This is a genomic window from Schaalia sp. HMT-172, from assembly GCF_030644365.1.
Lineage (GTDB): Bacteria > Actinomycetota > Actinomycetes > Actinomycetales > Actinomycetaceae > Pauljensenia.
In genome coordinates this window covers 1,491,651-1,511,101 of the sequence record NZ_CP130058.1, presented here as the reverse complement: position 1 = coordinate 1,511,101, position 19,451 = coordinate 1,491,651, and the positions used below count along the sequence as shown (strand labels likewise).

Sequence of the window (19,451 nt, the reverse complement as noted above, 5' to 3'; positions counted from 1 at the left end):
TGCAAGGGTGCACCTCAAGAACCTGACGCTGCGGGGCTTTAAGTCCTTCGCCAGTGCGACCACGCTTGCCCTCGAGCCGGGCATCACGTGCGTCGTCGGCCCCAACGGGTCGGGTAAATCGAACGTCGTCGACGCTCTCGCCTGGGTGATGGGCGAGCAGGGGGCACGCGCGCTGCGCGGCTCGAACATGGCGGACGTTATCTTCGCGGGGACATCTGGGCGCGCGGCGTTGGGGCGCGCCCAGGTGGACCTGACGATCGACAACACCGACGGGCTGCTCGACATTGAGTACTCGGAGGTCACGATCAGCCGCACCCTGTTCCGCGGGGGCGGCTCGGAGTACTCCATCAACGGTTCGCCCGTGCGTCTCCTGGACGTCCAGGAGCTCCTGTCGGATACGGGTATGGGCCGCCAGATGCACGTGATCGTCGGCCAGGGCCAGCTCGACGCGATCCTGTCCTCCACCCCCGAGGAGCGCCGCGGTTTCATCGAAGAGGCCGCGGGCGTCCTCAAGCATCGGCGCCGCAAGGAACGAGCGCTCAAGAAGCTGTCGGACATGGACGCGAACCTTGTGCGCGTCCTGGACCTGACGAACGAGATTCACCGCCAGCTGGGGCCCCTGGCCCGCCAGGCGCGCGTTGCCAGGCGCGCCTCCCTCATTCAGGCGCGCGTGCGCGACGCGAAGGCCCGCCTGCTCGCGGACGATCTGGCGTCTGCGCTTTCCAAGCTGTCGGTGCTCGAGGCATCGGACGAGTCGGCGGCCGAGCGCCGCGCGTCGCTCGAGGAGCAGATAGCCGCCGCGCGCGCCGAGCTTGCGCGTCTGGAGGGCGCTGAGCGCGCGTCCTCGCCGGCGCTCGATCAGGCGTCTGCCGACTGGCAGTCGCTGACCACGATCACCGAGCGCCTGCGCGGCACGCTGATGGCCGCGACGCAAAAGGTCTCCCTGCGTGCCACTCCCGAGCTGCCCCCGGGCGGCGAGGATCCCGACGTGCTTGACGAGCGCGCCCGCGTCGCCGGCGCCGAGGACGCCGCCCTGGCCGCTCAGGTCGAGGAGGCGCGCTCTGCCCTGACGTCCGCGACTCGCGCGCGCGAGGCAGCAGAAGACGCCGACGAATCAGCCTCCCGTGAGCTCGCCCGCGTCAACCGTGTCATCGCCGACCATCGGGAGAAGGTCGCCCGTCTCACGGGTGACGCCACCACGGCAGCCTCACGCCTGGAGGCCGCCCGCGCCGAGGCAGAGCGCGCGTGGGGCGCATACCGCGCGGCTCAGGAGCGTGCCGAGGTGGCGGCTGCGGCTGTGCCCGCCACCGGTCGTTTGTCCGTCTCTGCGGACGAGGCCGTGGTGTCCTCTTCCGGGAAGGCGCAGTCTGACAGTGCGTTCGATAAAGCTGCTGATGGGCCGGAAACTGGCGGCGGAGCCGCCCGCGCACACGCCGAGGCATCGGCCCGTCGTGACGCCGCTCGCGCGCGCGTGGACGAGCTGCTCGGCGTCGAACGCGAGGCCCGCGCCGACCGTGCCCGATGGGAGGCACGACGCGACGCGCTCTCCCAGCTGCTGACCCCCGAGGACGGCACCGCCGAGCTGCTGGGTCGCCCCGGCGTCCTCGGGCAGGTGGCGCCGCAGCTACGTGTGGCCCCCGGCTACGAGGATGCGGTCGCCAGCGCCCTGGCCCCCTTCGCCGACGCAGTCGTCGTCGATTCGCTTGCCCGAGGCCTGCACGAGCTGGACGTCGCCCGCGCAGCCGGGCGCTCGCTGCGGCTCGTCGTCGCACCCCCGGCGCCCGAAAGCGACGCGGACGAGCCAGCGGACACCCGGGCCTCGTCCCCTGAACGCGCGGGCGAGGGTGCGGTGCCCGCAGACGTCGGCGACTTGCCCGAGGGGGCCACGTGGCTGGGATCGGTCGTCGCCTGCGAGGGAGGCGCCGCGCCCCTCACGTCTCTGCTTGATGGGGTCGTCGTCTGCTCAGCGCACGAGGCGCCGTCGGTGCTGGGAGTGCCCGGTGTGCGCGCCGTCGTCACGCCCGGCGGCGACGTGCTGCGCGCGTGGTCGGTCGAGGGAGGCCACCAGGCGTCCTCCGTGCTGTCCGTTCGCGCCGACTACGAGGAGGCGTCTACGCAGACTGAGGCCGCCCAGGCCCGCATGGCCGAGGTGTCCGAGCAGCTCAGTGAGGCGAACGCCCACCTGGACCGGCGCATTCGCGAGGCGAACGACGCCCTGAAGGCCCTGCGCGAGGAAGACGCCCAGCGCGCGAAGGAGGCGCAGGAACTGGCGCGCGCGCAGTCGGCCGCGCAGGCCGCCAACGCCGAGGCCGAGCGCGCCCACGACGTGGCCCGCCGCGCCGACGAACAGGTGGAGTGGGCGAAAGAACAGGACGTGGCGGCCAAGGCTCGCCTGGAAGGAGCAGACTCGGTTGGCCCGCCCGAATCACTGGAGGACGCCCAGGCCCGCGCCGACGCCGCCTCCCGCGCCGCGCGCGAGGCCCGCGAGGCTGAGAACGAGGCTCGCCTTAGCTTGCGCACCCTCGAAGAACAATCGCGGCGCGCCGCCGCGCGCGCCCGCTCCCTGCGCCAGGGGGCCGCGGCCCAGCGCGAGGAGCGCGCCCGCTACGCGAGGCGCGAGGCAGCGAGGCAGACGGAACTGGCCACGGCCTCGGACGTGGAGTCCGCCGCGAGAATAGCGCTGGAAGCCGCCGAACGCGCCCTGTCCCGGGCCGCCTCCGAGCGTGACCGCTTGAGCGAGCGGCGCTCCCAGGTGTCCCAGGAGGTCAGCGATGCGCGCCGCGCCCTGGATCGGCTGGGCGCCGAGCTGTCGGAGGCCACGGCCTCGGCCCACCAGGGGCAGATCGCCGCCGAGCAGACGCGCCTGCGCGTCGAAGACCTGCAGCGGCGCGCCCTGGAGGAGCTCTCCCTCGAACCCGAGCAGCTGCTCGCCGAGTTCGGCCCGCAGACGCCTGTGCCGATGCTGCCCCTCGACCCCGACGACGTCGAGAAGGTCGCGGGAGCCGAGCCGAGCGCGTACGTGCGTGCCGAGCAGGAGCGCGCCCTCGCCAAGGCCCAGAAGGACCTTGAGAAGCTCGGGCGCGTCAACCCCCTGGCGCTCGAGGAACATGAGGCGCTGGCATCCCGGCACAAGTTCCTCGTGGATCAGGTGCAGGACTTGAAGCAGTCGAAGGCGGACCTGCTGCGCATCGTGACGGACGTGGACCGCCTGGTGGAGGAGGCCTTCGCCTCCGCGTTCGCTGAGACGCGCGAGCAGTTCGAGCACGTGTTCGGCGTGCTGTTCCCGGGCGGGGCGGGCGACCTGGTGCTCACAGACCCGGAGGACATGCTTGCCACCGGCATCGAGATCGAGGCGCGGCCGGCGGGCAAGAAAGTCAAGCGTCTCTCGCTCCTGTCGGGCGGCGAACGTTCCCTGGCCGCGATCGCGTTCCTGGTCGCGATCTTCAAGGCGCGACCCTCCCCGTTCTACGTCATGGACGAGGTCGAGGCCGCCCTGGACGACGTGAACCTGACGCGCCTGCTCGCGATCTTCAAGGAGCTGCAGGAGACCTCACAGCTCATCGTGATCACGCACCAGAAGCGCACGATGGAGATCGCGGACGCGCTGTACGGCGTCACGATGCGCGACGGCGTCACGACGGTGGTCTCCCAGCGCTTGGCGGACTAGGGGAGGGGTGCAACTCGCGGAGAAGGTCGCGGTTCAACGCTTTCGTTGCCCATCAATTGCATTGATCAGCGGACCCGTGAGGACAGCGTTAGAATTTTGTTAACGAAATTCCTGGCATGGGCGAGGGGGAGGTGAGGCGCCGATGGACGTACCGGTTGTTGTGCATCCACGAGTGAGTGCGCGCCATCCTGAGATCGAGGAGGAAGATGCGATTCACGCCTGGGTGTATGCAGTCGAGTGTGCCGAACGCGTGGACTCTCCGTACTGGCCCGCATACGCAGCGTTGGGATACGACAGGAACGGGAGACTGCTCGAACTCCTTGCCGCGCTCCAGGAAGACGGCAGCATTCTCATCTATCACGCGATGACTCCACCTTCAAAGGAAACGATGACCGAAATATTTGGACCTGTGAGGAGAGAGCAATGAGCAAGAAACAACAGGGAACCTACCGTTTTGCGGGAGGAATCACCGTTACCGACGCCGATCTTGAAGCAGATGCGCAGCGCTTTGAAGCGGGCGAATGCGACGGAGCGTGGAAGGTTCTGCCAGGGCGTCCGCAGCTCTTCGGCGAGGACACAATGCCGGTCGGCACACGCCTGCCCGAATCCTTAGTCCGCGAGCTCGACGAGGCGGCAGGGGAGCTCGGACAAACTCGCAGTGAACTCATTCGTCGTTTCATATCTGACGGCCTGCTGGCTCTAAAGGCATAAAGCAGTGCGGATCTCCTCAAAGCAGTGCCCAGGAGACCCGCACCGTCGCCGCCGCTTCTATGCGCGTGGCGTGATCCCCGCACTCGGGCCAGTGACAGCGAGCTTCCGCCCAACTAGACCCGGCCGATATCCTGCCCGCGGCCTCGCTGGAACTTGTCGAAACTGTGCGCGTTGAGCGCGGACGCTGCGGCCTGATCGTCCGCGCTGGAACCGCTCGCTAACGAGGAGAGGGCCTGTTCCGTTTCCTCGCAGTACAGGCGCGAGTCCTGAAGGCGCTGGCGCGCAGCCTCACGGAACTCACCCAGCGCGGAGAGAATAGCCGGGGAGGAAAAAACCGCGTCAGCGGGAGGGGAGGGGACGGGATGAGTCTCGAGCGACGTGCGGATGTCGGCGATTCTCCCTTGCAGCGTCTTGATGCGCTCGGGGTCAACTCGAAATAGACTCATGATTGCTCCGTGTCGAAAGGGGTGGGGGTCGGCCTGATCGATAGACACTCGGGGGCGGTGACCCAGCTGTAGCCGCACTCCGGGTCGTGCCGGGGGTCCGAGGTGGGGTATCGCAGCGGTGCCAGTTCGAAGGTGGGATCGGGTTCGAAGCAGAACTGTGCCCATGATTCGCGCGGCCCCGTGACGTACCCGGACGGGTGGGCGGCCAGGAACGTGAAGGTCCCGACTCCGGGTTCGACCTGCGTGTCGCCGACGTGCAGGAGAGGCGGCAGAGGTTTGCCGGGGGCGCCCCTGACACTGGCTGAGATCAGCGCGTGTTGGCGCCCGGCGGTGATCCCAATCTGGCGGGTGTCTGAGTAGACGAAGTCGTGGTCTGCGTTGGCGCCGAGCTCGATCCGGTCTTTGCCTCCTCCCGTCGCGACGACGATGCCGCCCGGGCACGCCGCGTCGAGGTCTTCGATGCGGTCGCTCGCGTAGGTGATGCTCGCGTAGTCCAGTCCGACAAGGGCGCAGGCTGAGGCGAGAAGAGCGGCGACGACGTATCTGGCACGCACTGTCATGAGGACGATCCGATCGTGTAGGAGAGGAAGTGCTTGTTGAACTGCTCGTAGGTCATGTAGAACTGCCCGCTCGTGTTGCCGGTGGAGTCCGCGCGCTTATTGAAGCCCCACGGATTCGTGATGTAGACGCCGTTCTCATCGGCGCCCGTGACCGCGTAGGCGTGGAAGCCGGAGATCCTGATTGTTTGTTCTTGTCCGTCGACCAAGACCGTTGCCTCGGATGCGAGAAAAGTCTCGGCTGTGATGGGACGCTCGGCCGCGTAAGCCTGTTGAATGTTTGCGGGGGAGGTCATCACTGTGGGGGTTGGGACGTGGGCGTGCCCCGTCAGCGCGTAGAGTGCCTGCGCGCTGAGTCCGGCCTGTGCGCCTCCCTTGTACCACTGGTTGATGCCGCCGGTGTAGCCCTGCGCGAAGGCGGATTCCAGGATCGAATCGATGCCCGGGGAGCCGTTCGATGTTCCCCGCGCGTACACGTCGCTCACGAAGACGGTGTCGGTGCCGAAGGGATTGGGGTCGCCCGGAGCCGCGGGGAGGGTCACGTAGAAGCCGTCGACCTGTCCCGAGGAGTTGCGGTGTACCTTGATGAGGGATCGAAGGTGATCCCTGCCCGACTTGCTCTGGGCCAGGGCGAGGACGGAGGAGAGGAAATAGCAGTCCCCGATGTCCCCCTGCGTGAGCGAGAAATCGTAGTCGTCGTCGCTCTCGATGATGGCGGCGAGCGCGTCGAGTTGTTCCTGCCTGAGAGCCTTCTTCTCAGAGAGTGGGACATTGTCGCCGGGCACGAAGGGCTCGATGCGCAGAGCCTCTCGCAGGACCGCCGCGCACTTCGCTCGGTCCTCCTCGAGTGTGCTGAGCTGCCTTGCGTAGTAGTCCTTCAAGCTCTTGAATTGAGCCTCGAGGTGGGCATCCCCGCCGTTGAACACCTGTCCCCAGGTAAGCGAGTCGTAGATTCTGTCGAGGTTTTCCGCGTCGGAACGGATTGAGCGGATGACCCTCAGGCGAACGCCCAGCGCGTCGTGGTAGTCACGCACGGCGCCGACGGCCTTGGCGGAGCCCTCCTCGAGGACGTCGAGAAGTCTGTATTCTGTCAGGCTCTGGGCAACAAAGGCATTTTTCGAGAGGCCCTCCCACTCCGGGTAGGAGCGACGCGCGGCCCAGAAGTCGTCGCGCGCCTCAAGAAGAGCGTCATGCCACTCCTCCAGGGTGCAGGAGTACTCCCATATCGCCGCGGGATCTCCGTCGCAGTCGGGGAAGTAGGATGCGTATCTGAAGAATCTCACGTGGTGGTCCCATCGTCGCCGCTGACTGTGTGGTCAACCGTAGCAGAGACGCACGGCTCATCGGCGCGTGCGAGGCCGGAGCAGCCACGACGGGGCGACGGCGCGCACTGCGGTCGCCACGCGCGTTGCCCAGCGGTTCGGCGGGGCACATCGCCCATCGGATGCGAACCCCACCAGGCGGCCAGGGCAACGGTTGCATCAAAAAGCCCTCAACGACGCACGCACGGGCCTGGTGTGATCCGCCGCATGAGTAGGCGGAGGCCGACAACAGGTGTGTGTATGCTCGTGTGGGAAGAGTATTAAGCGCGCGCGAGTTGAGAAATCCTGGACCGGGAAACGCCCATGATCCAGGCAGCGTCATCGATGGAGAGGCCCGAGGCTCGCAGCGACCGGGCGACCTCGCGGGATTGAGCAGCAGCGGCTGCCTGGGCATCCATCGCTTCCCGTGTCGCAGCTTTTGCCTGTTCGACCGACTGTGCCTGTGGAATTGCGGGAACGATAGTGATATCCCAATCCTCGTGGGAGACATCGGGATCAATTGTGTCGAGGTAATCGACCACCTGCTGGCGAGCATCGGAAAGGCGTCGGACCTGCGTCATGGCATGGTCGCCGTTGAGGAGCTCCCAACCGCCACCGAGCTTGCTTTGCCACCGCGAAGCGGTGACGACGAGGCTCGTCATTGCTGTTTGCTCCTCTCAATAGCCTCGAGGGCTTGTCGTGTCAATGCGGGCGGTACCTCGCGGGTTTGCGTCACGACAACCCTGATACCGTCATTCGACCAGACCTCGTGATCCCCTTTTCCCGGGCAAGCGATGAAGCCTGCCTTGAGGAGCTCTCGCTTCAGCTTGTGGTATGGCATTGGCCGCGTCATGACATGAGTTTAGTCCCCCTAAACTCGTTGGGCAATGCGATTGCGGTGATTGCTCGGTAGGTAGGGGTTGACTGTACTGCGAAACGCGGGCGGGGACCCGTTGGTCCCCGCCCGCGCCTCAAAGCCGTGCGTCCCGCCGAGGCGGGTGCGATGCAATCAGTCGTTCATGAAATGACGCTCGTCCAGGATCTGCGCGCCGGCGCCCACCAGGGAGGGCAGGTGCTCGTTCGCGTGGTGGCCGCAAAAGTACAGCTGGCCGCCCGACGGCATGGTCGCACGAACCCAGGCGCGAGCGCCGCAGGCGTCGCAACGATTCGCCGCGCTCAGCTGCGGCTCGTCCAGTACGGGGCGTTCAAGAGTCTGTGCGTTCATGCGTCCATCACACACCATCGCACCGCCCCCGCGCACCCCTGTTCACCCGGGGCGCAATCAACGCCCCTCCGCTACAAGTGTGAGCCGACGCCGTCATAACCGCGCGGTGGAGGCGTGGGCACCCCTGCCAGCAGGCCCCCGCCGACCCCAGAAACCTTACTCACCAGCGCGATCCGGCCCCGGCCTCGTCAATCGTGGAAAGCGTCCCAGAACCAGCGCCACGCGCACCGGTGGCCGCAAACGAGCACGGGGACACATATGATGCACAACGTGACTCCTACCGACGCATCCGACTACAACGCGCGACACCTCTCCGTCCTCGAGGGGCTCGAGGCCGTGCGCAAGCGCCCCGGCATGTACATCGGCTCCACCGACCACCGCGGCCTCATGCACTGCCTCTGGGAGATCATCGACAACGCCGTCGACGAGGCCCTGGAAGGCCACTGCGACACCATCGACGTGCGCCTGCACCCCGACCACTCTGCATCCGTCGCCGACAATGGCCGAGGCATCCCCGTCGACATCGTCCCCGGCCAGGGGCTGACCGGCGTTGAGGTCGTCTACACCAAGCTCCACGCCGGCGGCAAGTTCGGCGGCGGCTCCTATGCGGCCTCCGGCGGCCTGCACGGCGTCGGCGCCTCCGTCGTCAACGCCCTCTCCGCCCGCCTCGACGTGCAGGTCGACCGCGGCGGAAAGACCCACGAAATGTGCTTCCGCAGGGGAGAACCCGGGCAGTTCGACGACTCGAAACAGCGCACCCCCAACTCGCCCTTCACACCTTTCATCGACGGCTCCACCCTCAGGACCGTCGGCAAGGTCAAAAAGTCGCAGACCGGCACGCGCGTGCGATTCTGGGCCGACTTCCAGATTTTCCCGTCCACCGAGGGCTTCTCGTGGGAAGACCTGCTGGCTCGCGCCCGCCAGACCGCGTTCCTCGTGCCCGGCCTGACCATCAACTGCTACGACGAGCGCGGCGACGAGGAGCTCCACGAAAGTTTCCGCTTCGATGGCGGCGTCGTCGACTTCGCGAACTGGCTGGCCTCCGACGGCCCCGTGACCGACACATGGCACATCACGGGTGAGGGCACCTATAACGAGACCGTGCAGGCCCTGGATTCCGAGACCGGGCACCTGCGCGCCACCGAGGTCGAGCGCACCTGCGAGGTCGACATCGCGCTGCGCTGGGGCATCGGCTATGACACGACCGTCCGCTCCTTCGTCAACATCATCGCCACCCCCAAGGGCGGCACACATGTCGCGGGCTTCGAGCAGGCAGTCCTGAAGATCCTGCGCGCGGCGATCGACAAGAACGCGCGCAAACTCAAGGTCGCCGCCAAGGACGGGCGCCCCGAAAAGGACGACGTGCAGGCCGGCATGACCGCCGTCATCACCGTGCGCTTCCCCGAGCCGCAGTTCGAGGGGCAGACGAAGGAAACGCTGGGCACGCCGCAGATTCGCGCCGTCGTCAACCGAGTGGTCTCTGACTGGCTCAAGGCGAAGTTCGCCTCCTCCAAGCGCGACGACAAGCAGCAGACCTCCCTCCTCATGGAGAAGGTCGTCGGCGAGATGAAGGCCCGCGTCTCCGCGCGCATCCACAAGGAGATCTCACGCAAGAAGAACGCGCTGGAAACCTCCTCGCTGCCCGCCAAGCTCGCGGACTGCCGCCTTGAGGACGTCGAGGAGACCGAGCTGTTCATCGTCGAGGGCGACTCCGCCCTGGGCACGGCCAAGGCCGCCCGCAACTCCCACTACCAGGCGCTGTTCCCGATCCGAGGCAAGATCCTCAACGTGCAGAAGGCCTCGACCGCGGACATGCTCGCCAACGCCGAATGCGCGAATATCATCCAGGTGATCGGCGCGGGCTCGGGACGCACCTTCGACCTGTCCCAGGCTCGCTACGGCAAGGTCATTCTCATGACCGACGCCGACGTCGACGGCGCGCACATCCGCACCCTGCTGCTCACCCTGTTCTTCCGCTACATGCGCCCCATGGTCGAAGCCGGCCGCATCTACGCGGCCGTGCCGCCCCTGCACCGCATCGAGGTCGCCGGCAAGGGGCGCAAGAAGCGCGAATACATCTACACCTACTCCGAGGACGAGCTGCACCGTAAGCTCGCCGCACTGCGCCGCTCGGGCCGCACCTGGAAGGAACCCATCCAACGCTACAAGGGCCTGGGCGAAATGGACGCCGACCAGCTCGCGGAGACCACGATGGACCGGGCGCACCGCTCCCTGCGTCGTATCACGCTGGCCGACGAGCGGGCTCTGCGCGAGGCCGAAGACGTGTTCGAGTTGCTCATGGGTTCTACCGTCGGCCCCCGTAAGGAATTCATTGTCAAGGAATCCGCCGGCCTGGATCGCATGCGAATCGACGCGTAATATCGCGCGACAAGCGCCCGCTGGCTGCACAAGTGTTCAGAATGCAAGGACAAATGTCCATCGTCAGTGTGACTAAAGGCCCTATCAGCCGCTAGGATATGACGCATGACAGGACTTGCGCAGCGACTCACGCCGCCCGGGTCCGTCCCGTACCCGGGCAACCACCTCGGGTTGCGCTGGCGGCCCATGATCGGCCGCGACGCGCCCGCGGTGTACGCGCTCATCTGCCACATCGAAGACGATGACCGGGCGATTCGCCGTACCTCCGTGGAAGATATCGCGGACATGATGGAAGGCGAGAACGGCCGCGACTGGGTGGACACGATCGTCGGCCTGGATGCGAAGCGAAACATCTGCGCGGTGGCGTCCGTGCGCGTCCTGCGAGGCATCCACGAGGCCGCGACAGCAATCGTCAGCGCCTTCATTCACCCCCACTGGCGTGGCCGAGGCGTGGGCCGGGCCCTCCTGTACTGGCAGGACGGTCGCGCCCGACAGATGCTCGTCGAAGCTTTCGGCGCCGAGTCCGAGGTGCCCGCGTCGATCTCGAACCTCGTCGATGCGCACATGACCGATCGTCGTCGCCTCTACATTGCGGCCGGCTTCTTCGCGAAGCGCACGTATCAGGTCATGTACCGTGACCTGGCTGGCGGCGAGGTGCCCGTGCCCGCACGCCACGGATACCGTGTCCTGCCGTGGAACCAGGTTCCGCAGGCGCAGGTCCGCGCCATCCACATGGAGGCCTTCCAGCAGTCGTTCCGTTCGCCGCTGCGCGCCCTGTGGTGGGACGACGCGATGAATCACTTCGACCCGCGCTGGTCCTTCGTGGCCGTGGACGCCGAGGGCGAGGTGGTCGGCTACGCGATGACGGGCCGTCCCGCCGCGCGCTGGGTCGCGACGGGCCGACCGGAGGCCTACATCTACCTCCTCGGCGTTGCCGAGGCCCACCGCGGCCGTTCCGTGGCGACGGCCCTCGTGGGGCACGCGGTCGCAGCTGCATCGGCCTCGGGTGTGAGTCGTATCGGTCTTGATGTTGACATGTCGAGTCCCGACGGCGCGCATAATATCTACGAGCACCTTGGCTTCGTCGACGAAGCCGCCGAGGTTTATTACACGATCGACCAGTAGTCCGCTAGGAGACGAGCATGAGCATTCCTCTCGCGCAGAGAGCCGGTGCCCCCGAGTTCGTTCCCTTCCCGGGCGAGCATCACGGCATCGAGTGGGAGCCTTTGCGCGCCGACCATCACGTCGGCCTCGCGGCCCTCTTCGCGCGCATGGAGGCGCGCGATAATCCGCCGTACCGCACCAGCGCGGACGAGGTAGAGGAGATGCTCTCGGGTGCCTCCCAGTGGCGTGGCCTGGTCGGGGTCGCGCGTCGGGGCATCGCCGCCGGTCGCCTGGTGGCCTTCGCGCAGGTGGTGCTGCGATTCCCGGGACGGGTTGAGTGCGTGTGCATCGGGGGAGTGGATCCCGACTTCCGGCGCATCGGCCTGGGTAGCGCGATCGTCGACTGGCAGGAGGGGACGGCCCGTCAGATGCTGGCGAGCGTGGAGGGGGAGGGCCCCGCGCAGATTACCTGCCACGTCGAGGCCGGCCAGGATGACCTCGAGGCCCAGCTGAAGGTGCACGGCTTCCGGTGGACGCGCACCTACTATGAGCTGCGCGCCTCGCTCGATGGCCTGGCCCCGGTGCCGGACCTGGGCTCGTACATGAGCGTCGAGGCCTGGGGGCCTCAGTGGGAAGAGCCTGCCCTGCGCGCCGCGAACCGCCTCAACGAGTCGGAATGGGGGCGCCCGCCGCTCACCCAGGAGCAGTGGATGCAGGGGCGCACGGCCTTCGCTCCCGAGTGGTCGTTCCTGGCCGTGGATCGCACCGGCGATCGCCCGCGCGTTGCCGGCTTCCTCCTGGCCTCGCGTTACGAGCAGGACTGGGCGGCGCTGGGATGGCGCGAAGGCTACATCGATCAGCTGGGCGTTCTGTCGGCGTGGCGTGAGACCCGTGTGGCTGACGCGTTGATTTTGGCCTCGATGTGGGCGCAGAGGCGCGACGGGATGGATCGGGCTGGCACCGGCGTCGGTTCGGCCAACCATACGGGCGCGTTGGCTGTCTACGACTCCCTGGGGTTCCGTACGGTCGGGCAGACGCGCCTCTACGCCATCGACGTGTGACAATCGTTTCGCATAGTGGAATGACGCGTGATCAGCGCAGAGTTGTGATCTGTTCCATTTTCTATGCTCTTGTGTGTGTAGGTCCCTTTCTTTCAATGCTTTTTTGGGAATCGGTCCCTAAGTCCTAATTGTCTGACCAATTGATTATTTAGGCTCACGGCGGGGGACCGTGAGTGTCCTCGGCGCCACGCGCGCCCCATCTCCACAGTGCGGAGCCAGCATGACTACGAAGTCGTCAGCACAAACTAAATCCATTCCGCCTCTCGTCATTCGAAGCGCTATCGTTGCCTCTCTCGGCGGCCTGCTCTTCGGCTTTGACACAGCGGTCATTTCCGGCGCGGAAGAAAAGCTCACCAAGCTCTACGCGCTCTCCTCCATGGGGGAGGGCATGATCGTTGCCATCGCAACCATCGGCACGATCTGCGGTGCCATCGTCGCCGGTAAACTCGCCGACCGCTTTGGCCGTAAACCCATCCTCTTCTGGATTGGCATCCTCTTCGGCGTGGGTGCGCTGGCCACTGCCCTGGCGCCTGTGCCCACCCTGGTGACAGCTGCTGACGGCACGGTCTCGGCCTCGTCCGCCTTCCCGATCACCTTCTTCATGGTGTTCCGCTTCCTGGGCGGCGTCGGCGTCGGCCTGTCCTCCGTGGTCGCTCCCATTTACACCGCTGAAATCGCCCCCGCCCGCGTGCGCGGACGTCTGGTCGGCCTGGTCCAGTTCAACATCGTCTTCGGTATCCTCCTGGCCTACGCCTCCAACGCGGTCATCCGCGAAATTGCGCACGAAGACACCGCGTGGCGCTGGATGCTCGGCGTCATGGCCGTGCCCGCCGTCTTCTTCCTGATCTTCCTGGCCACCGTCCCCGAGACGCCGCGTTGGCTGCTCGCCCACGGGCACGAGGAACGCGCCGTGAAGATTTCCGAGCGCCTCACCTCTACGCAGGAAGAAAGCAGCGAGCAGATCGCCGAGATGAAGGCGCAGATCGCCGAGGACGCCGCGGGCGGCAAGGTCGCCTTCTTCACGCGTCGCTACCGCAAGGTCATCCTCATGGCCTTCTGCATCGCGATGTTCAACCAGCTCTCTGGCATCAACGCGATCCTCTACTACGCGCCCAAGGTCATGAAGCTCGCCGGCGGCGCCGAGGTGCTCGGTGACGCCTTCCCCTACATCGGCTCCGTCATCGTCGGCCTCATGAACCTGATCGCCACCATGGCCGCCCTGACCGTTATCGACAAGCTCGGCCGCCGCCAGCTCATGATCGTCGGATCGATCGGCTACCTGATCTCCCTCGGCTTCCTCGCCGGCATGATGTTCGCCTACGAGGGCGGTGTCTTCCAGGAAGGCAGCGCCGCCCCCGTGTGGCTCATTCTCCTCGGCCTGCTCGGCTTCATCGCCTCCCACGCCTTCGGTCAGGGATCGGTCATCTGGGTCTTCATCTCCGAGATCTTCCCGAACCGCGTGCGCGCGCGTGGCCAGTCGCTGGGCTCGCTCACGCACTGGGTGTTCGCCTTCATCACCACGTACGCCTTCCCGGTCCTCACGGATAAGCTCGGCGGCGGCTTCGCGTTCGGTATCTTCTTCCTCGCGATGGTCGGTCAGCTATTCTGGGTCCTGAAGGTGATGCCCGAAACCAAAGGCATTCCGCTCGAAGAAATGGAAGAGAAACTGGGGTTGACGAATGACTAGAATCGTGAACATCGGGGAAGCTCTCATCGATGAGATCACCCGCCCAAACAGTGAACCCGTCGAAGTTGTCGGGGGATCGATGCTCAACGTCGCAGCCGGCCTGACCCGGCTGGGTCACGAGTCCGAGCTGGCGACCTGGTTCGCCCGCGACGCTCGCGGCGACAAGGTGCGCGCGCACGCAGAAGCCGCCGGTGTCACCCTGACGCCCGGCAGCGACGGCGCCGAATTCACCACGGTCGCCCACGCGGCCGTCGACGAGAAGGGCCACGCCACCTACGAGTTCGATCTGTCCTGGGACGTTCCTGCCGTCGAGGACCCGGACACCGTCGGACACGTGCACACCGGATCCTACGTGGTCGTCGTCGAACCCGGAGCTGAGAAGGTCCTGGCCGCCGTCAAGCGCCAGGCCATCCGCGGCACGGTGTCCTACGATCCGAACATCCGTCCCGCCCTGCTGGGCACGCCCGACGAGGCCCGCCCGCACGTCGAGGCGATCGTGGCCCTCGCGGACGTCGTCAAGGCGTCGGACGAGGACCTGAAGTGGCTGTACCCGGATCGTCCCGTCGAGGACGTCCTGCACGAGTGGCTGCAGTCCGGCCCCTCCCTGATCCTGTGCACGCGCGGCCCCTGGGGCGTCTACATTGTGGCTGCCGCCGAGCGCGACATGCTCGTCGTCGATCCCCTCGACGTCGAGCTGGTGGACACCGTGGGTGCGGGCGACTCGCTCATGGCCGGCCTGATCTCCGGCCTCGTCGACGCGGGTCTCCTGGGCTCGGCCGAGGCGAAGCAGCGCCTGCGCGAGGCCTCGTGGGATCAGATCCTGCCCGCCATCCACCGCGGCATCATCACCTCGGGCATCACGATCCTCTACCAGGGCGCCTACTCGCCCACGCGCGAGGAAGTCAACGAGATCCTGGCAGCAGACAAGACGCTGCGAGGCTGACGAGGAGCATCCCTCAACTAACGGGTGTGGGCCCGGCCGACCGGCCGGGCCCACACGCACATCAGCATGACAACTGATAAAGCGCTGGGGTGGCCGGGAGAAGTCCCGGCCACCCCACCGTCACGTCACGAGGACAGGGGAGCCTCAGCCGATCGACGCGATCGCGAAGGTGATCGGCACGCCCGAGCCGTCGCGGCGCTCGTCCTCTTGGGGCAGCTCCACGGGGGAACCATCGGCCGACGCGGCCCGCCCCGGCCTCGTGCCCACCCACGCGATGTCCAGGCGATCCTCGCCGCGCAGGAAGCGCTGGCAGCGCACGCCCTGGCCGCCGCGGCCCTTCGCCGGATAGCACTCGAAAGGCGTGACCTTCACGGTCGTCTGGCCCGTGCCCGGCAGCGCGCCCAGCGCCGCCGCCACCGTCACGACGATGGCGTCGATGGGGGCCTCGACCACCCAGAAGCCCAGGGCCTCGGCGCCGGAGTTCAGTTTCATGCCCGCCATGCCGCCGGCCGTGCGCCCCTGCGGGCGAACCTTCGCAGCGGGGGTGCGCAGCAGCTGCGCGTCCGAGGACACGAACACCAGGTCCGCCCCATCCGAGCACTGATCGAAGCCCACGAGACGGTCCCCGTCCTCCAGGGCGATGACCTCCCACTCGTCGCGCTGAAGCACATCCGGGCGCAGGCGCTTGACCGTGCCTCGTGCCGTGCCCATCGCGACCACGGCCTCGCCCTCGGGATCCAGCAAGCCCACGGCGGGAACGTCCGTGTGCAGCAGCAGCGACGAGGGCATCGCCCCGGCCAGCGACAGGCCCGTCTCGAAGCGGGGGAGAGCCGGCAGATCCACGACGTCGATGCGGCGCGCGATGCCGTCCTCCGTCACCACGGCCACCTGCGAGCGGGCCGTCGACGACAGCTGCGCGCGCCAGCCATCCGAGGCAGCACGCGGACCGGGCTCCAGCGGATCCCCGCCCTCGACGCGAGCCAGAGCGCCCGACGCCGACAGGACGACGACGCACGGGTCGTCAGGGATCTGCAGCTCCAAACCCTTGCCCGAACGCGACACCGACGGCAGTGCCGCCAGTGCAGCGTCGTCCGAGGCCGCGGCGCCCACGGGCGTGCCCGTCGAAGCCAGGAGCAGCGTGCGACGCGGCGTGCCCAGACGATCCGAGACCTCGCGCAGCTCCTTCTTCACGAGCGCGCGCAGCAACTCCGGGTCCTCCAGGATCTCGCGCAGCGACGCAATCTTGGCCATCAGCTCGTCGCGCTCGGTTTCCAGCTCGATACGAGAGAACTTCGTGAGGCGGCGCAGACGCAGCTCGAGGATGTAATTCGCCTGGGCCTCGGACAGATCGAAGGCCGTCATCAGGCGCTCGCGCGCGATCTCCGCGTCATCGGAGGACCGAATGATCGCGATCACGTCGTCGATGTCCAGGATCGCGATGAGCAGACCCTCGACCAGGTGCAGGCGATCCTCGTACTTTGTCAGGCGGAAGCGGCTGCGTCGCGTCGTCACATCCAGGCGATGATCCAGGAACACCTGGAGCATCTCCTTCAGGCCCAGCGTGCGCGGCTGGCCGCCCACGAGGGCCACAGCGTTGATCGAGAAGGAATCCTCCAGCGGCGTGCGCTGGTAGAGCTGCTGGAGCACAGCCTCGGGATTGAATCCGTTCTTCACCTCGATGACCAGGCGCAGGCCGTGGATGCGGTCGGTGAGGTTCTGAACCGACGAAATGCCCTTCAGGCGTCCCGCGTTCGCGTTCTCCTTGATCTTCTCGATGACCTTCTCAGGGCCCACCATGTAGGGCAGCTGCGTGACGATGATGCCCATCTTGCGGGCCGTCACGCGCTCGATCTGGACCTTCGCTCGCGTCTTGAACGCGCCGCGACCGCTCTCGTAGGCCTCCTTGATGCCCTCCAAGCCGACGATGACGCCGCCCTCGGGCAGGTCAGGGCCCGGGATGTACCGCATGAGGTCGGCGACGGTGGCCGACGGGTGATCCAGCAGGTGAATGGCACCCGCGATCGTCTCCGAGAGATTATGCGGAGCGATGTTCGTCGCCATGCCCACGGCGATGCCGGAGGCCCCGTTGACGAGCAGCTGCGGAAACGCGGCCGGAAGGACGTCCGGCTGCATGAACTGATTGTCGTAGTTGGGGACGAAGTCCACCGTGTCCTCGTCCAAACCCGTCACCAGGTCCAGCGCGGCGGGCGCCATGCGCGCCTCCGTGTAACGAGCGGCAGCCGGGCCATCATCCAGAGAACCGAAGTTACCGTGACCGTCGACCAGGGGGACCCGCAGATTAAAGGGCTGAGCGAGGCGCACCAAGGCCTCGTAAATCGCGGAATCGCCGTGCGGGTGAAGCTTACCCATTACCTCGCCGACCACGCGCTGGGACTTCACGTGCCCCTTGTCGGGGCGCAGGCCCATCTGATCCATCTGGAACAGGATGCGGCGCTGGACGGGCTTGAGGCCGTCGCGCGCGTCGGGCAGTGCGCGAGCGTAGATGACGGAGACGGCGTACTCCAGGAAGGAGCCACGCATCTCTGTCGATACGTCGATCTCGGAGATGTTTTCATCCTTCTCGGGAATATCGACGACCTGGTCCTTCTTAGCCATACGGGCAATTATGGCGCGCCTGAGCGCTCATTTCGACTGGCGCGCCGCTTCGGGGCACAATTGGGGGATGGACACATGGACCCGTATTGAACGAAGCGGCTTTTACCCGAGGGCCGTCGAGCGCGCGCTGCGCCGCGCCCTGGGGCAAGTCGAACCGCTGGCGACGCTGTGCCAGGTCGATACTGGCTTCGATCGAGGATCCGTCTTCCGTCACCTCACCGTCGTCTCCCTGACGCGCCGAGCCATCGTCCAGCTGCACGTCGACGAACTGGACGGCGGCTCCGCCAACATCGCGACCGCCGTGCACCGCGTGGCCGACATCGCAGGCTACTCCACGATGGAAGTCTTCTCCGACCCCGAACACGCCGACGGCCTCTCCGAATTGACGATCGCGCTGGATCTGAAGGGCGCGCGCCGCCTCGACATGGAACCCGCCCGCTGCGACGACCCCAATTGCATGGCCGACCACGGCTACACGGGCACCTCGTACCCGGACGACCTGACCTTCCGCATTTCGGCGGCCGCCGACGGGCGGGACGCGCTGGACGAGGCCCTCGAATTCGTCGATCACCTAGCCTGCCTGATGGGAACCCACGGTGAGTGAGCGCGCGATGACACTGGACATGCCGGGCGCCGACCTGCCGGGCGCGGCCGCCCCCACGATCACGGACGTCATCCCCGCCGCGCTGGCCGCCATCGATCCCACCCTGCCCGGGGCATCAGCGAAGGCCGCCCGCGCGCTGGGTATCGAGGCCGGGGCTGGGCAGATACTGCTCATCCTCGTTGACGGCTTCGGCTACGAGCTCATGATGGATCACCTGGGCCACACGCCGACGCTGCGCTCCGTTCGCACAGACATCCGATCGATCCACACGATCGTCCCCTCCACGACCTCGGCGGCGATCACCGCCTTCGGGACGGGCGCGCGCCCCGGCGCGACCAACATGGTGGGTTTCTCGGTGGCGTACGGGGACGGCCTCATGAACCTGCTCGCCATGGAGGGCGGCCCGGCTCCCGCCCAGTGGCAGCCGGTGCCCACGTACTTCGAGCGCCTCGGGGCCCAGGGCGTGGACTGCGCGGTCGTCTCCCCGGCGCGCTTCGCCGGCTCCGGGCTGACCGGAGCGGCCCTGCGCGGCGCGCGCCACGTGCCCGCCGACACCCTCGAGCAGCGCGTGAGCGCGGCCCTGCGCGAGCTGCGCGCGGGCACGCCCGTCGTCTACCTCTACTGGTCCGAGATCGACCATTCCGGCCACTCCCACGGCGTCGCCTCGGACGCGTGGATCGGGCAGGTCGAGCAATTTGACGCGGGCCTGTCCACCCTGCTGCGCGGCCTCCCTGGCGGCGTGCGAACGGTTCTGACGGCCGATCACGGCATGATTAACGTGGAGCGCGACTCGATCGTCGACGTGGCCGCGACGCCCGCCCTGTGCGAGGGCGTGAGGATCGTGGCCGGAGAGACGCGAGCGGCCCACGTGCACGCGCAGGAGGGTTGCGCCGCGGAAGTGGAGGCACGCTGGCGCGAGGCCCTGGGGGAGAGCGCGTGGATCGTGTCGCGCTCCCAGATGCCCGCCCTCATCGGTGAAGGCAGCGGCGCGTCCATCATCGGGGACCTGCTGGTGCTCTCACGCGGGCGCGGCGGCGTCGTCGATTCGCGCACGCAGAGCGCGTCGGCCATTGCGATGCCGGGTATTCACGGGTCGGTGACCTCGACAGAGATGCGTATCCCCGTCGTCACCCTCTCCTAGGGGGCGCTA

General features: G+C 67.1%; 16 protein-coding genes. 10 read left to right on the top strand and 6 right to left on the bottom strand.

Annotation, left to right across the window (positions count from 1 at the left end):
- The first annotated feature begins 7 nt into the window (after nt 1–7).
- From smc to QU663_RS06350, 3 genes are all read left to right on the top strand, one after another.
- Nucleotides 8–3,667 (top strand): chromosome segregation protein SMC, encoded by a 3,660-nt coding sequence (gene smc / locus QU663_RS06360; protein WP_304990523.1) that lies wholly within the window; start codon nt 8–10, stop codon nt 3,665–3,667.
- A 142-nt stretch (nt 3,668–3,809) separates the two neighbouring features.
- Nucleotides 3,810–4,094: a hypothetical protein gene (locus tag QU663_RS06355; protein WP_034481697.1), complete on the top strand. Its 285-nt coding sequence runs from the start codon at nt 3,810–3,812 to the stop codon at nt 4,092–4,094.
- Nucleotides 4,091–4,378 (top strand): ribbon-helix-helix domain-containing protein, encoded by a 288-nt coding sequence (locus tag QU663_RS06350; RefSeq protein ID WP_021612263.1) that lies wholly within the window; start codon nt 4,091–4,093, stop codon nt 4,376–4,378. The genes QU663_RS06355 and QU663_RS06350 overlap by 4 nt, the downstream gene beginning before the upstream one ends.
- Nucleotides 4,379–4,491: 113 nt before the next feature.
- Here the strand turns inward: QU663_RS06350 and QU663_RS06345 are convergent, their stop codons facing one another.
- From QU663_RS06345 to QU663_RS06325, 5 genes are all read right to left on the bottom strand, one after another.
- Nucleotides 4,492–4,824, bottom strand: a complete 333-nt coding sequence (locus QU663_RS06345; RefSeq protein ID WP_021612262.1) for a hypothetical protein — start codon at nt 4,822–4,824, stop codon at nt 4,492–4,494.
- On the bottom strand, nt 4,821–5,384 hold the full coding sequence (locus QU663_RS06340) for a hypothetical protein (protein WP_021612261.1): 564 nt from the start codon (nt 5,382–5,384) through the stop codon (nt 4,821–4,823). The genes QU663_RS06345 and QU663_RS06340 overlap by 4 nt, the downstream gene beginning before the upstream one ends.
- Nucleotides 5,381–6,664, bottom strand: coding sequence for a C2 family cysteine protease (locus QU663_RS06335; protein WP_021612260.1), 1,284 nt, complete (start codon nt 6,662–6,664; stop codon nt 5,381–5,383). The genes QU663_RS06340 and QU663_RS06335 overlap by 4 nt, the downstream gene beginning before the upstream one ends.
- Nucleotides 6,665–6,963: 299 nt before the next feature.
- The gene (locus tag QU663_RS06330; protein WP_021612258.1) at nt 6,964–7,344 is read right to left on the bottom strand and encodes a hypothetical protein; all 381 of its coding nucleotides are present in this window, start codon (nt 7,342–7,344) and stop codon (nt 6,964–6,966) included.
- A gap of 347 nt (nt 7,345–7,691) precedes the next feature.
- Nucleotides 7,692–7,907 carry a hypothetical protein gene (locus QU663_RS06325; RefSeq protein ID WP_021612257.1) on the bottom strand — a complete coding sequence of 72 codons (216 nt, stop codon included), beginning with the start codon at nt 7,905–7,907 and terminating at the stop codon, nt 7,692–7,694.
- A gap of 258 nt (nt 7,908–8,165) precedes the next feature.
- On the opposite strand from QU663_RS06325, the gene QU663_RS06320 reads away from it, so the two are divergent.
- The 5 genes from QU663_RS06320 (at nt 8,166) to QU663_RS06300 (ending at nt 15,081) form a co-directional block, all read left to right on the top strand.
- Complete coding sequence (locus QU663_RS06320; RefSeq protein ID WP_021612256.1) at nt 8,166–10,286, top strand: type IIA DNA topoisomerase subunit B; 2,121 nt, start codon at nt 8,166–8,168, stop codon at nt 10,284–10,286.
- 186 nt (nt 10,287–10,472) lie between these two features.
- Nucleotides 10,473–11,411, top strand: a complete 939-nt coding sequence (locus tag QU663_RS06315) for a GNAT family N-acetyltransferase (RefSeq protein ID WP_021612255.1) — start codon at nt 10,473–10,475, stop codon at nt 11,409–11,411.
- A gap of 17 nt (nt 11,412–11,428) precedes the next feature.
- Nucleotides 11,429–12,451 carry a GNAT family N-acetyltransferase gene (locus tag QU663_RS06310; RefSeq protein ID WP_009058635.1) on the top strand — a complete coding sequence of 341 codons (1,023 nt, stop codon included), beginning with the start codon at nt 11,429–11,431 and terminating at the stop codon, nt 12,449–12,451.
- Between the two features lie 220 nt (nt 12,452–12,671).
- Nucleotides 12,672–14,138 (top strand): sugar porter family MFS transporter, encoded by a 1,467-nt coding sequence (locus tag QU663_RS06305; RefSeq protein WP_021612254.1) that lies wholly within the window; start codon nt 12,672–12,674, stop codon nt 14,136–14,138.
- Nucleotides 14,131–15,081, top strand: coding sequence for a PfkB family carbohydrate kinase (locus QU663_RS06300; protein ID WP_021612253.1), 951 nt, complete (start codon nt 14,131–14,133; stop codon nt 15,079–15,081). Before QU663_RS06305 ends, QU663_RS06300 begins: the two co-directional genes overlap by 8 nt.
- A gap of 144 nt (nt 15,082–15,225) precedes the next feature.
- Here QU663_RS06300 and QU663_RS06295 read toward each other — a convergent pair whose 3' ends face one another.
- Nucleotides 15,226–17,697, bottom strand: coding sequence for a DNA topoisomerase (ATP-hydrolyzing) subunit A (locus tag QU663_RS06295; RefSeq protein WP_021612252.1), 2,472 nt, complete (start codon nt 17,695–17,697; stop codon nt 15,226–15,228).
- Between the two features lie 67 nt (nt 17,698–17,764).
- Here QU663_RS06295 and QU663_RS06290 point away from each other — a divergent pair, with 67 nt between their 5' ends.
- Nucleotides 17,765–18,301: a DUF5998 family protein gene (locus QU663_RS06290; protein ID WP_009058650.1), complete on the top strand. Its 537-nt coding sequence runs from the start codon at nt 17,765–17,767 to the stop codon at nt 18,299–18,301.
- A gap of 7 nt (nt 18,302–18,308) precedes the next feature.
- Nucleotides 18,309–19,442: an alkaline phosphatase family protein gene (locus QU663_RS06285; protein ID WP_304990522.1), complete on the top strand. Its 1,134-nt coding sequence runs from the start codon at nt 18,309–18,311 to the stop codon at nt 19,440–19,442.
- The last annotated feature ends 9 nt before the right edge of the window (nt 19,443–19,451 follow it).